Origin of the sequence: Virgibacillus sp. CM-4 (assembly GCF_000445495.1) — a bacterium.
Classification (GTDB): Bacteria; Bacillota; Bacilli; order Bacillales; family Amphibacillaceae; genus Virgibacillus; species Virgibacillus salexigens.
In genome coordinates this window covers 995,898-1,010,279 of the sequence record NZ_AUQA01000002.1, presented here as the reverse complement: position 1 = coordinate 1,010,279, position 14,382 = coordinate 995,898, and the positions used below count along the sequence as shown (strand labels likewise).

Here is a 14,382-nt window from a genome sequence, read left to right as displayed (position 1 = left end):
CATGACTACAAAAGAAGATGTACAGATGCTATCCTTTTCGATTATACTTCATGCTGGAAATGCAAGGTCATCTGCAATGGAAGCTATTTCTTTAGCAAAATCTTATCAATTTGCTGAAGCACGACAAAAAATAGCAGAGGCGGATGAAGAATTTACAGAAGCTCATCATATTCAAACGAAATTTTTACAGGAAGAAGCAGAAGGGAACCAAACAGAGGTTTCCGTCATTCTAATACATGCACAGGACCATCTAATGACCGCCATGACAGTAAAAGATTTAGCTAGTGAAATGATTGATATGTATGAAAAGATGCAAATCCTAGAGGAGGGAAACAAATGAAGATTATTTTAGTTTGTTCTGCGGGGATGTCGACTTCCATGCTTGTAAAAAAAATGAAACAATCAGCTGACGATAGAAATATAATGGCCGAGATTAATGCGGTAGCAGAATCACAATTAAAGAACGAGCTGGATGATCTTGATGTTGTATTAATTGGTCCACAAGTCCGTTATTTAGAAAAGAAGATTAGAGAGCAGTTGGAACCAAAAGGAATCGCTGTTGATGTAATTGATCAAATAGCTTATGGCATGATCCAAGGAGATAAGGTTTTAGATCAAGCCATCGCTTTAAAGAAATAGAAGAATAATAGAAATGAAGTTGTACGAAAAAAATTGCGCCTTTACAATTTATGGCAAGCTTGTTAAGCTGATTTTGTTGGTAAATTAAAACTAAATGGAATCTTTTCAACACTAGGGGAGCTATGTAAAGTAGCTGAGAAGAGCGTAGGAATCGTTTTGACCCTTCGTACCCGAACAGGATAATGCCTGCGTGGGAAAGTGTGGTCAATAGGGATACTTTATTGACTGCATTCACGACGAATGCAGTCTTTTTTATGAGGAAGTATCATGGTTTTCTTTCATACATGTGCACCTCCGGTTAGGCCTTTGTTGAAAAGATTCTTCTTATGGGAGGCGATTTTCGTGCAAGAAAAATGGGGATTTTTAGAAAATGTACCTCATGATGCTGCCATTAACATGGCATTAGATGAGGCATTACTTAATTGGCATCATGAAGGAAAAATACCGCCTACATTACGTTTTTATCAATGGATAGCCCCCACGCTTTCAATTGGTCATTTTCAAAAAGTAGACGGAAAAATCGATGTAGAAGGTATTCAAAACCATCAATGTCAATTTGTGCGGAGAATGACTGGGGGCAGTGCAGTTCTGCATGATGATGAACTAACGTATAGTATTGTAATATCTGAACAACATCCGGCAATTGCTTCATCGATTCGTCAAGCGTACTATGATTTGTCAAAAGGCATACTACGAGGCTATCAAAATTTAAACATTCCAGTTGATTATGCCGAATCGTTTTCAAAAGAACGGAGTAGTATTTGTTTTGAGAGACCCGCATTCTATGAAATGGTTGCAGATGGCAAAAAGATATCTGGTAATGCACAGACAAGAAAAAAAGGAGTATTGCTCCAACATGGTTCGATTCCGATATCGATGAATGTAGATATGTTATTCGATCTTTTTTTATTTCCTTCTGAACGTGTCAAGGAGAGAAAAAAACAGGCATTTTGGAAAAAAGCTACGACGATTAATCAGGTAACGCAAAGGAAACATTCCTATGAAACGGTTAAAACAGCTTTTTTAGAAGGATTCGGAGAGGGATTGAATATTGAACTTGAACCTTTTACATTAACAAAAAGCCAATGGAATGAAGTATACGATCTAGCAGAACGAAAATATACAGATAATACAATCAAAGGAGTTGTATCCCATGCCTAAAGATCAAACATATATACGAAAGCCGGAGTGGTTAAAAACAAAAATAAACACGAATAAATCCTACAGAGGATTAAAGAAATTAATGCGCGAAAATCGCCTGAATACAGTGTGTGAAGAAGCACGCTGCCCAAATATACATGAGTGTTGGAGTGAACGTAAAACTGCGACGTTTATGATCTTAGGAGATACATGTACAAGAGGATGCCGCTTTTGTGCTGTAAAAACTGGATTACCAAATGAATTAGATTGGGGAGAGCCAGAAAGGGTGGCTAATTCGGTTACCGTTATGGGGCTACGGCATGTTGTAGTTACAGCAGTGGCACGTGATGATTTAAATGATGGGGGAGCGGCTGTATTTGCTGAGACGGTACGAGCAATTCGAAGAAAAAACCCAGGATGTACGATTGAAATTCTACCATCAGATATGAAAGGGGACTACGAGAGTCTATATACATTGATGGATAGTGCACCAGATATTTTTAATCATAATATTGAAACGGTACGCAGGCTAACAAAACGTGTAAGAGCTAGAGCGATGTATGATCGGTCTCTTCAATTATTGGAACGCGTGAAGGAAATCGCTCCTAAAACACCGACCAAATCTAGTATTATGGTTGGTTTGGGTGAGGAGAAAGCGGAAATCATTCAAGCAATGGATGATCTTTTAGCGCATAAAGTCGATATTATGACAATTGGTCAGTATTTACAACCAACAAAAAAACATTTGAATGTTGAGCGTTATTACCATCCAGATGAGTTTGCCGAGTTAAAACAAATTGCACTTGAGAAAGGATTTTCACATTGTGAAGCTGGACCATTGGTTCGATCTTCTTATCATGCAGATGAACAAGTAACCCAAGCCTCGGCGCAACGTCGAATTAACTATATGAAAGGCTATGAAAAACAGGAAAAAAAAGAAGTAGATTTTACTTTCTAACATTTCCAATCCGTTATGAAACCTCCATTTCTTGTTTTTCGTATAGAAACATAATATAGTTAAAAGCTATAGTTGTAATAGAAATGGAGCGTATACAGATGAAGTCAATAACAATTAAACAACTAGCTGGTAGATTCAATCTGGAAATATTGGCTGGAGAGGATCAACTTGATCGATCCATTACCAAGGCGAGAACGCATCGCCCTGGGTTAGAATTTATCGGCTACTTTGACTTTTTTCCGATGGAACATGTCCAAGTGCTCGGACGAAAAGAAATTACGTATTTACATCAGCTGACACATGAGGAGCGACGATTACGAATTGGTAATATTGTAAATTACCACCCTCCTTGCTTTATCGTTACATCAGAGCAAGCTGGGCTGACATATTTAACGCAGTTTTGTAAAGAAGAGGGAATACCTTTATTACGAACGAAAGAGCCTACGTCAACATTTATCGAGAAATATGATGCCTACATGGTGAAGGCGTTAGCGCCAGAAACGGCAGTCCATGCGGTGTGTGTCAATATTTTTGGGTTAGGTATTCTAATTAGAGGAAAGTCAGGAATTGGCAAAAGTGAGATTGCACATGCTTTAATTGGCAGAGGTCATCGATTAGTAGCAGATGATATTGTTGTCTTGAAGAAGCTTGGTCCAGATACATTACTCGGAACACATAATCAAACGAATAAAGAGTTTCTCGCTCTCCGAAGTGTTGGCTTATTAAATGTAGTAAGGGTGTATGGGCAGAAGGCATTTCAAGAAGAAACGAGAATAGCCTTAGATATCAAATTAACCGAATGGGAAAAGGACGCACTGAATAATGAGTTAGAGGTAGAAACTGAATCGAGTGAATATATGGATGTGACAGTTCCTAAAATAGAAATTCAACTGCAACCAGGTCGAGATGTGGTTGGGTTGATTGAGGCTGCTGCTAATAATTGGTATTTGCAACAGCAAGGATATAGTGCTGCTGAAGAATTTATGGAACGATTAGATTTGGATATGGAAGACAATCAAGGATAAATCATTGCTGTCATTCGCTCAGCTTGATTTTTAACAAAGGAATCCCATAGGAACATTATACTGCAGTTGCATAGGTGAAAGGCTGATTTGTACGTCAGCCTCTTTTTTATAAGTTCAAACGTTTCTTCATAGACAATGATTTGCTAAAACCAACGAATATCCGCTATAATTTAACCAATTATGTAACCGACAATATAGGCAGCTAAGAATTACAGCAAAGATGCTAGGAGAATGATATGTTGAATGTTTTGGATTTACTAATAGCGTTTGTCATCGCAATCTTAACTGCTTTTCTAACAACCTACCCGGTAAAGAAATTTGCAACGCTTGTCGGTGCAGTTGATTTTCCTAATCACCGGAAAATACATACAAAGGTAACACCTCGACTAGGTGGCATTGCTATCTTTTTGGGGACAATAGCTGGTTTGCTCTATTTGCAGCCAGTGCATCCACATCTACCAGAAATTGCTGCAGGTGCAGTAGTAATTGTGTTAACAGGTGCAATCGATGATCGATTTACAATTCAACCTGTGGTAAAGTTAACAGGTCAACTAATTGCTGCATCGTTTTTAATATCTTCCGGTTTAATTATTGAAAGACTTACGTTACCTTTCTTTGGTACCGTAGAGTTGGGGTTTATTAGTGTACTCATTACGGTTTTGTGGGTGGTTGGTGTAACCAATGCAATTAATCTAATTGATGGTTTGGATGGGTTAGCGACAGGAGTTTCAACAATTGCATTAATTAGTATTTGTATGATGGCTTTTATTGATATGCAAGTAGTTGCTGCATATTTCTGTATCGCTTTAATTGGAAGTAATTTAGGCTTTTTATATCATAACTTTTATCCTGCCAAAATCTATATGGGCGATACAGGATCTAATTTTCTCGGGTATATGATTGCCGTTGTATCCATGTTAGGTCTCTTCAAAAACATTGCGTTATTTAGTTTTATCATCCCAATCATTGTTCTCGCAGTACCAATCTTTGATACATTATTTGCAGTTATTCGTAGAGCTTACAACAAAGAAAGTATCATGATGGCAGATAATAAGCATGTTCACTATCAACTCTTACAAGCCGGGTATAGCCATCGAAAAACGGTGTTGATTATTTATGCATTCAGTATCCTATTTGGTACGATGGCTATACCGTTTTCCTTTGCAAGTATGACTACAGCGTTTCTTATTACCATTTTAGTGCTGCTCCTGATTCATCTATTTGCAGAAATGGCTGGAATCGTCATGGGAGGTAAACGCCCAATGCTTGACTTTATTAGGCGAATATTGAAAAAGAACAGGGATAAATCATAAGTGTTTTATAAATACCGGAAATTTACTATAATGAAGGTAGATTTGGTGGTTAAGGAGTTCGTCACATCAAATTTAAACGATTTGTATCGTAGTAGAAAGGAATGGCATATTTTCATGGAACAACAAATTGGTGTTATCGGTTTAGCGGTAATGGGGAAAAACCTAGCGTTAAACATTGAAAGTCGAGGGTACTCCGTTGCTGTTTATAACCGTTCTGGCGATAAAACAGAGGCTTTTTTAGAAAATGAAGCTAAAGGAAAGAACTTTAAAGGGTCGAAAACGATTGAAGAATTTGTTCAATCGCTTGAAAAGCCGAGAAAGATTATGTTGATGGTAAAAGCAGGGAGGCCAACAGATGCGACCATTGAGTCGCTGCTTCCGCATTTAGATAAAGGTGATATTCTTATTGATGGTGGGAATACATTATATGAAGAGACGATTCGCAGGAATAAGTTATTGGAAGATAAAGGAATTCACTTTATTGGGACAGGTGTATCTGGAGGAGAAGAAGGAGCATTAAAAGGACCTTCCATTATGCCTGGTGGCCAAAAAGAGGCGTATGACTTAGTCGCGCCAATTTTTGAGGCGATTTCTGCAAAAGTAGATGGAGAGGCTTGTACAACATACATAGGTCCAGATGGAGCAGGACACTATGTAAAAATGGTTCATAATGGCATTGAATACGGGGATATGCAGCTTATTTCCGAGGCTTATTATATTTTAAAACATGTGTTAGGTTTGGACACGGATGAATTACATGAGGTTTTTGCCGAATGGAATAAAGGTGAATTAGACAGTTATTTAATCGAAATTACGGCGGATATCTTTACAAAAAAAGACCAAGAAACTGGAAAACCATTAGTCGAAGTCATTTTAGATACTGCAGGACAAAAAGGAACAGGTAAATGGACAAGCAAGAATGCCCTTGACTTAGGGGTACCACTTCCATTAATTACGGAATCTGTTTTTGCAAGGTTTATTTCAGCAATGAAAGAGGAACGCGTGAAGGCAAGTAAACAATTGCAAGGTCCAGCTGTACTTTCATATTCCGGGGACAAACAAGAACTAATTGAAGCGGTACGTAAAGCATTGTACATGAGTAAAATTTGTTCTTATGCTCAAGGATTTGCACAAATGCGTGCTCAATCAGAAGAAAATGGCTGGAATCTACGATATGGTGATATTGCCATGATCTGGCGTGGTGGTTGCATTATACGTGCGCATTTCTTACAAAAGATTAAAGATGCGTATGATCGTGAACCAGGATTAGCTAACCTAATGTTAGATCCTTACTTCAAAGAGATTGTTGAAGGGTATCAGGATGCATTACGTGAAGTCGTTGCAATTGCAATAAAACAAGGAATAGCTGTTCCGGCATTTTCAAGTGCAATTGCTTATTACGATAGTTACCGTGCAGAAGACTTACCTGCTAACTTACTCCAAGCACAACGGGATTATTTTGGTGCACATACGTACCAACGAAAAGACAAAGAAGGCGTATTCCATACGAACTGGTTATAAATGAATCGTAGATTTTAAAAACTACACCTCACTTAGGGGGGTAGTTTTTTACTTTGATTCATTTTGAAAATGAAAGAGAGAGTTTTATTTTACCAAAGTAATCCCTCTTCCGGGTCTTTAGTCACGATTATCGTAAGGACTTAAATTGTCATATATTGGATAAGTATGGCAAAAATAAAATAAAACAAATGAATAAGTTGCCGATCCACAACTTATTATGTAACTTATCGACTAGGACTTTAGATACTGGTGTAATTTTCTGAAATTTAATATGATTGTTATAATCTGAATATTAAGTCTTAGTACATTCAGAGGGAGGAGGCTCACTTTAGTCTAGTAAACTATGAAGAGGGGGAGAAGTCAATGAAGGGAAAACCGAGAATAAGACGGACTATTCTTATTTTATTTGTATTCTTACTCACGTTCAGTAATTTTTCTACAGTAAATGCTATCAGTCAATTATCTGGACAAGCGTTAAAGAAAACGGAATTATCCAAGGATAAACTGAATGCAACAGAAGATCCTGATAAAGAGGTACGTGTCATTGTTGAAGTAGATGATCAGCCTGCTATTGAAGTAGCCACAAAACGAGGGATAACCTTTAATAGTATGGCTGAAAGTGAGAAAAAGAAATTAGAAGTAGATGCGAAAAAGAAACAAAAAACAATTAAATCAGAAATGACACAACAGAAAGTAGAAGCAGAATACTTACAAGAGTTTACGACGGTCGTAAATGGTTTTAGTGCAGAAATAAAGCAAGGTGACATAGAAAAAGTTAGTTCGATTCCTAGCGTCAAAGAGGTTCATGTAGTGAATAAGTATGAACGTCCAATTGCAAAGCCTAATATGAAATACAGCAAAGAGCTCGTAGAGGCACAACAAGCATGGAGAGATTATGGTTTCAAGGGTGAAGGAATGGTTGTTGGAATTATTGATACTGGAATTGATCCTACTCACCAGGATATGGTGCTTTCTGACAATGAGTCAGCAGCTCTCACAGAAGATACCGTGAATGGGATTATTGAAGAGGAGGACCTTCCAGGCGGTTATTATACCAATAAAGTACCATATGGATATAACTATATGGATGAGAATGACGAAATAAGAGAAATACATGCAGAGGCAAACTATCATGGGATGCATGTAGCTGGTACGGTTGCCGCTAATGGTGATGAAGAAAATGGGGGAGTGCTAGGGATAGCTCCAGAGGCTCAATTACTTGCACTTAAAGTATTTGGGAATGATCCAGAGATGCAATATACGTTTGGTGATATCTATATAAAAGCAATTGATGATGCGATTAAGTTAGGTGTGGATGCTCTAAATATGAGCCTTGGTTCGCCATCAGGTTTTGTGGACGCAGATTCACCTGAACAACAAGCGGTAACGCGTGCGGTAGACAATGGTGTACTAATGTCAATATCCGCCGGGAACTCTGCATTGTTTGCTGATGGCTATTTTTACCCATACGCTTCCAATCCAGATTACGGGCTAGTAGGTTCACCTGGAGTAGCTGATGATTCTTTACAGGTAGCTTCTTATGAAAATACATTCATGGAAGTAGATGAACTTGATTACACGATTGATGGGGATTCAGGAACGGCAGCATTTTTATCGGCTGGTCAGACAAGTCCTCCGACTGATGGTTCAGCCTTTGAGGTCATTGAGGCGGGCTTAGGATATCCTGAAGATTTTGAAGGAAAAGAAGTAGAAGGAAAGTATGCGTTAATCCAAAGAGGAGAACTTGCATTTACTGAAAAAGCATTGAATGCACAAGAAAATGGTGCTGCTGGTGTAATTATCTACAATAATACAGATGGTATTGTTAATATGGCAACAGACGCAGCAATTACGATACCGCAGTTATTTATGCTAAAAAGTGATGGAGATCAATTGGCTGAGGCACTTAACAATGGACAAGCTGTAACCGTTGGATTCTCAGGAGATACAGCAACAATTGATAATCCTGATGCTGGAAAGATGAGTGCTTTCACATCTTGGGGATTAACGCCAAATCTAGACTTTAAACCAGAAATTACGGCTCCAGGCGGGCAAATCTATTCGACATTGAATGATAACCAATATGGTTTAATGAGCGGGACATCCATGGCAGCTCCTCATGTATCGGGGGGAAGCGCACTTGTATTGCAACGTGTAGATGAAGAATTTGGATATGAGCAGGCAGATCGAGTTAATCTAGCGAAAAAATTAATGATGAATACTTCTGATCAAGTTGAATTTGAAGGTGAGCCAGTATCTCCACGTCGACAAGGGGCGGGAATCATGCAATTACATGCAGCGTTATCCACGCCAGTTGTTGTGACAGAAGCAGAAACAAATGAGGCCAAAGTGGCTTTGAAAGAGATAGAAGGCGATCAAGTATCGTTTGAATTAACTGCAGAGAATGTAAGTGATGAAGCGGTAACGTATGATGTCAAGGCTAATGTCCAAACGGATACTCCCGTAGATGGCGGAGGCGTTACGGTGACAGCCCCAAATGATTTTGCAGCAAACGATCTTGGAGAGTTGGCGACAATTAATGGAGAAACGAGTACAACCATTGAAGTTCCAGCAAATGATTCCACGACATTTACCGTTACAATCGATATAAGTTCCGTAGATGATTCACTATCAGAGATCTTTACAAATGGATATTGGCTCGAGGGATTTGTAACATTAACGGATCCGACAGATACTAACCCCGAATTGGCTGTTCCTTATGTAGGATTTAAAGGAGAATGGGACGATGCTCCAATTTTTGATGAACCTATCTGGGATGAGGATTCATTCTATGGAATGACATCTGTTGTCACATCATTAGGAGAAGACGATGCTGGAGAAATGCAATATGGTTATTTAGGAGAAGATTTAGCTACTGGTGAAGTAGATCCAGAAAAGATTGCATTCTCTCCAAATGGCGATGGTGTACAGGACGATGCACTCATGATGCTGTCATTCCTAAGAAATGCAAAGGATGCGAAGTTTACTGTTCTTAATAAAGATGGGAAGAAGGTAAGGACGATTCGCTTAGAATCCGAATTAACAAAAAATCATTATGATTCTGGTGCAGCGGCCTATTACTCTATTTCCGGTGCAAGAGCTTGGGACGGGAAAATAAAAGGGGAACAGGCACCTGAAGGTAATTATTATCTTCAAGTAGAAGCTGTAATTGATTTTGAGGGAGCAGAATGGCAAAGCCTGCAATTACCAGTTATATTGGATAATACGGCTCCAGAAGTAGAAGCAAGTTATAGCTTTGATAACGAACTTTTAACGGTCAATGCCACAGATAAAGGAGAAGGTAGTGGCGTCGCCTATTGGGATGTATTTGTTAATGGAGAACCTGTCTTAGAAGAACCTTATGTCGATGGGGAAACGGAACATCCATTAACGGGAATTGAACCGGAAGATACCATTACGGTTGTAACAGCGGATTACGCCGGTAATGAAGTGGAAGTGGATGCGGAAATGGTGGAACCGGACACAACCGTTCCAGATTTACATTTACTTACACCTGAAATGAATGGCGTTGATGCAGATAGGGAAGTTATTTTTGAGGGATATGTTACAGATGAATCCGGTGTAAAAGAAGTTACCATTGATGGAGAAAAAGCCGAGCTTATTTACAATGAAGCAGAAGAGCGTTATGACTTTTCATTACCGATGGATCATAAAAAAGATGGCTACTACTTTAAACATATTAAGGCAGTCGATCATGTTGGAAATGAAACAGAAATTGGGCGCAGGTACTTCGTTGATAGTTCAAAAGCAAAATTAAACGTAAAAGGGAAAAAGAAAACCAAATCAGACTCGATCACACTAACCGCCAAAGTGAAGGACAACTTTGATGATATTAATTTATTTGTTGATGGCGACCATGTCTTTACACATGAACTCTCTAAACCTTATGGTAAGAATAAATTTAAGGATGAAATTGAAGTTGAACTAGATCTTGAAGAAGGTGAGAATGAATTTGAATTTAAAGTTGTGGATCTAGCAGGTCATGAGACAGTCGAAACGGTTACGGTAACTCAATTAAATAATGATAAAGAAGAAGATAATGACAATCCATTAGGGTTTATTTTTAATCAACTATGGTTGATTTTCGGCAAGCTATGGGGGATCTTCGGCTAGAATAAAGAACAGCTTCCTAAAGGAGCTGTTCTTTATTACAGCTATCATAGTGTGTATGTAGAAACTACATAATAGAGGAGGAGATTTATATGGCAATTGGTATAATCTATCTTCAGGTTATTCAAAAACGGTTCAAACAAGTAAAAGATCAAGGTGAAAAAGCAATGGCTCAACTGAATGATAATGAGATTCACTGGAAACCCAACGAAGTATCAAACAGTGTTGCTGTAATAGTAAAACATATGAGCGGAAATATGCATTCAAGATGGAAGGACTTTCTAACTACTGATGGAGAGAAGTCAGATCGTAATCGCGATCAGGAGTTTGTCGATACCATTGCTACAAACCAAGAAATGTTCGAGTTATGGGAGAAAGGGTGGGAAGTTTTGTTTACTGCTCTTAATCATCTACATGAGCATGATTTAGAAAAGCATATCAGCATCCGCGGGGAAGCACTTGTCATCATTGATGCAATTGAGCGACAACTCGCCCATTATGCTTCTCATGTTGGGCAGATTCTCTATATAAGCAAGCAGCTAAAGGGTGATACATGGCAAACCTTAAGTATCCCAAAAGGAAAATCAGAAGCATATTTGAGGGGAGATAGCTTAAATAGTTAAACAGAACTTCTAATCTTTTATTTAAGTTCTGTAAGTTGAAAACCACAAAAGTTGTGGTTTTTTTTATGCAATATATTAAATTTTAGCAACGAAAGTTAATAAGCATTTACAAATATATTAAATACCGCACACCTTGCTGCCGACGTCCGAAAGAGTATGAATAGATGGTGTTACGTTTACACTAACTTATTAAACATAATAGGTAACAATATGAAAGGAAGGTAAACACCATGGGACGCAATTATAGTATTGATTATTTTAAATTCTATGCAATATTTGCTGTTGTCTGTATCCATACCGGTACGTTAAGTGATACGAAGCTTGGTAATATAGCAGGTGATGATATCGATTTTGTTATTGATACATTAGCTCGGTTTGCAGTACCTTTTTTCTTTGTTGTATCGGGCTATTTGTTTATTAGTAAATTGAAAAGCATCCAACAACAGCATGATAAACCGTTTGTTTATCAGTGGGCATACTTCAAGAAATATACTTGGAAGTTAGTTAAGCTTTGGCTAGCCTGGTTTTTCTTTTATTACCTCTTTAGTTTGGGTATTAAATTTATCGATACGCCTAAAACAATACCAGCCTTACAAGAGATGTTTTGGAATTATACAAAGGATGTTTTTACATTAGATCTGTTCTATTATGGGGCTGGTTTTACACAGTATCATTTATGGTTTCTATTAGCGCTTATCTGGTCGGTTAGTCTTTTGTTTTTGTTTACCAAATGTAGGTTACTTCGTATCCTATTTTTAATTAGTTTAGGATTAAATCTTGTTGGGCTGTTTGGACAATCCTATACTTCCTTTTTTGAGGTACCGATAAATACACGAGATACCTTGTTCTTTGCTTTATTCTACATTTCGCTAGGTGGCATCTTTGCTCAATATGTTGAGAAGTGGAAGAAATTATCGGATAGAATACCGGTATTTATATATGTAGGTCTTCTCCTGTTATTTGCTATTACGCAAGTTGGTGAAGGGTTTATTACTTTACGTTTAATGGACGGGGAAGAAGGGAATTATTATTTATCTACAATTCCATTTCTAGTAACACTCTTCTTATTCATTCTTAGATATGATCAGATAGGAAAAGGTTCCCTTATATCAAAGATCGGATCAAACGCAGTCGGGATCTATGTATCGCATGTGTTTGTAATGGAAAGCGTACGCATGCTCATGAAAAGTTATGGCTATCAAGATATGCTTGAAACATTAGAGTGGAATCTGTTGTTTACACCGCTGGTATTTATCCTTGCATATCTTATGTATAGTGGATTGCAAAAGGGAAAATTAGTATTGAAAAATAGAATTTCAATGAATGTTCCAGCGTGTAAAGATAGGAAGGTTCCGAATACTCAAGAAATACGGTCATAATGTATTCTGTTCAATTAAAAATGCCACCATCTGCCCGGACGTTCCTTTTCTAGTTGATATGTGAGGAGAAATGGAGTTTGTTTACTGTTCAACTACTGTGATAAAATTTTACAGGTGTGAACGGAACAACTAGGTCCATTTGACCAAAAAAAGGAGATCAATCATGGAAGAGAGAACGACACTGCAAAAATCTTTGAAAGCCCATTGGGTATGGGCTATTGCTTTAGGTTCATCAATTGGTTGGGGAGCATTTGTTCAACCTACTACGTGGATGTCTACAGCTGGACCAATGGGAGTAATTCTTGGCTTCGGTATTGGTGCTTTATTAATGATGCTTATCGCTGTCAGCTATGGTTTCCTTATAAAAAGTTTCCCCGTATCAGGGGGGGAATTCGCATATGCTTTTATTAGTTTAGGACGTACGCATGCGTTTATAAGCGGTTGGTTTTTAACATTAGGTTATATTTGTATTGTAGCTTTGAACGCGTCTGCATTTGCTTTAATGATTAAGTTCGTATTCCCTGCCTTAATCGAGAATTTACATCTTTACCAAATAGCCGGCTGGGATGTTTATGGCATGGAAATTATTATTGCTGCTGTATTGCTAGGGGCATTTGGATATTTTAATATCAAAGGGACTGGCTTATCCGGTCGTATGCAATTTATATTTTGTAGTATTATGATACTTAGTATTGTAGCCATTACCTTTATGGTTGGTGGGCATCCAGGTTCTGGTTTGGCAAATATTCAACCATTATACCCTACGGATACAACGGCTTTTGCAGCAATTATATCAATTGTAGCGATTGCCCCTTGGGCTTATGTAGGTTTTGATAATGTACCACAAGCTGCTGAAGAATTTCATTTTTCTTCAAAAAAAGCTTTTTCATTAATTATTCTTGCTATTTTATTTGCAGCTATTTTATATAGTCTTATGATACTTGCCACAGCGATGATCGAACCTTGGCAGGGGCTTGTAAATGAAAACCATGTTTGGGGTACAGGTGCAGCCATTCAAGAACTGCTTGGTACGATGGGACTTGTGCTATTAGTTACAGCTCTTACGATGGGAGTATTTACAGGATTAAATGGTTTTATTATTTCTTCCAGTCGCTTATTGTTTGCAATGGCTCGTGCGAAGATCTTACCAGAAGCTTTTGCTAGACTTCACCCTAAACACAAAACGCCGTATGTGGGGATTATCTTTACGGTTGTGGTTTCCGCTCTTGCTCCATGGTTCGGGAGAGAAGCTTTATTATGGGTTGTGGACATGTCTTCCATTGGTGTAACCATCGCTTATTTTTATACGTGTTACACAGCCTTTACACTATTCAAGACAAAGAAGGATGAGAAATTTAATCCAAAAAAACATGTGATTTCACCGTTTAAGAAAACACTCTCAGCATTAGGGATGATTGCAAGTATTGTGTTCCTAGCATTGCTGCTTATTCCGGGATCACCAGCCTTTTTAGGAATTGAATCAAGGATCGCTTTATTAGCTTGGATTGTGTTAGGTGGAATTTTCTACCTTGTGAAACGAACGGAGTTTAATAAGATCCCAAAAGAAGAATTAAATTATTTAATATTAGGTTCCAAACAGATTGAAGCAAAGCATCGAGATTCGTAATGAACGAAACAAATTTTTAGTACCAT

At 38.0% G+C, this 14,382-nt stretch carries 11 protein-coding genes and 1 riboswitch; all 11 genes read left to right on the top strand.

What is annotated here, in order from left to right:
- The first annotated feature begins 1 nt into the window (after window position 1).
- The 11 genes from M948_RS28240 to M948_RS28190 all read left to right on the top strand — a co-directional run bounded on the left by M948_RS28240 (window position 2) and on the right by M948_RS28190 (window position 14,356).
- Window positions 2-340: a PTS lactose/cellobiose transporter subunit IIA gene (locus M948_RS28240; protein ID WP_021289782.1), complete on the top strand. Its 339-nt coding sequence runs from the start codon at window positions 2-4 to the stop codon at window positions 338-340.
- Window positions 337-639, top strand: coding sequence for a PTS sugar transporter subunit IIB (locus M948_RS28235; protein ID WP_021289781.1), 303 nt, complete (start codon window positions 337-339; stop codon window positions 637-639). Before M948_RS28240 ends, M948_RS28235 begins: the two co-directional genes overlap by 4 nt.
- Before the next feature lie 103 nt (window positions 640-742).
- A riboswitch (TPP riboswitch) is annotated at window positions 743-853 on the top strand.
- 128 nt (window positions 854-981) lie between these two features.
- Entirely contained in the window at window positions 982-1,800 is an 819-nt protein-coding gene (locus tag M948_RS28230) for a lipoate--protein ligase family protein (protein WP_021289780.1), read from the top strand.
- Window positions 1,793-2,737, top strand: coding sequence for a lipoyl synthase (gene lipA, locus M948_RS28225; RefSeq protein WP_021289779.1), 945 nt, complete (start codon window positions 1,793-1,795; stop codon window positions 2,735-2,737). Before M948_RS28230 ends, lipA begins: the two co-directional genes overlap by 8 nt.
- Window positions 2,738-2,835: 98 nt before the next feature.
- Entirely contained in the window at window positions 2,836-3,762 is a 927-nt protein-coding gene (gene hprK, locus M948_RS28220; RefSeq protein ID WP_021289778.1) for an HPr(Ser) kinase/phosphatase, read from the top strand.
- A gap of 236 nt (window positions 3,763-3,998) precedes the next feature.
- On the top strand, window positions 3,999-5,075 hold the full coding sequence (locus M948_RS28215; RefSeq protein WP_021289777.1) for a glycosyltransferase family 4 protein: 1,077 nt from the start codon (window positions 3,999-4,001) through the stop codon (window positions 5,073-5,075).
- A 114-nt stretch (window positions 5,076-5,189) separates the two neighbouring features.
- A complete protein-coding gene (gene gndA / locus M948_RS28210) occupies window positions 5,190-6,596 on the top strand; it encodes an NADP-dependent phosphogluconate dehydrogenase (RefSeq protein WP_031335187.1) in 1,407 nt (468 codons plus the stop codon).
- A gap of 363 nt (window positions 6,597-6,959) precedes the next feature.
- Window positions 6,960-10,730, top strand: coding sequence for a S8 family serine peptidase (locus M948_RS28205; protein ID WP_021289775.1), 3,771 nt, complete (start codon window positions 6,960-6,962; stop codon window positions 10,728-10,730).
- Between the two features lie 89 nt (window positions 10,731-10,819).
- Window positions 10,820-11,350 (top strand): DUF1572 family protein, encoded by a 531-nt coding sequence (locus M948_RS28200; RefSeq protein WP_021289774.1) that lies wholly within the window; start codon window positions 10,820-10,822, stop codon window positions 11,348-11,350.
- A 230-nt stretch (window positions 11,351-11,580) separates the two neighbouring features.
- Complete coding sequence (locus M948_RS28195; protein WP_021289773.1) at window positions 11,581-12,729, top strand: acyltransferase; 1,149 nt, start codon at window positions 11,581-11,583, stop codon at window positions 12,727-12,729.
- 163 nt (window positions 12,730-12,892) lie between these two features.
- The gene (locus M948_RS28190; protein ID WP_021289772.1) at window positions 12,893-14,356 is read left to right on the top strand and encodes an APC family permease; all 1,464 of its coding nucleotides are present in this window, start codon (window positions 12,893-12,895) and stop codon (window positions 14,354-14,356) included.
- Window positions 14,357-14,382: the final 26 nt, after the last annotated feature.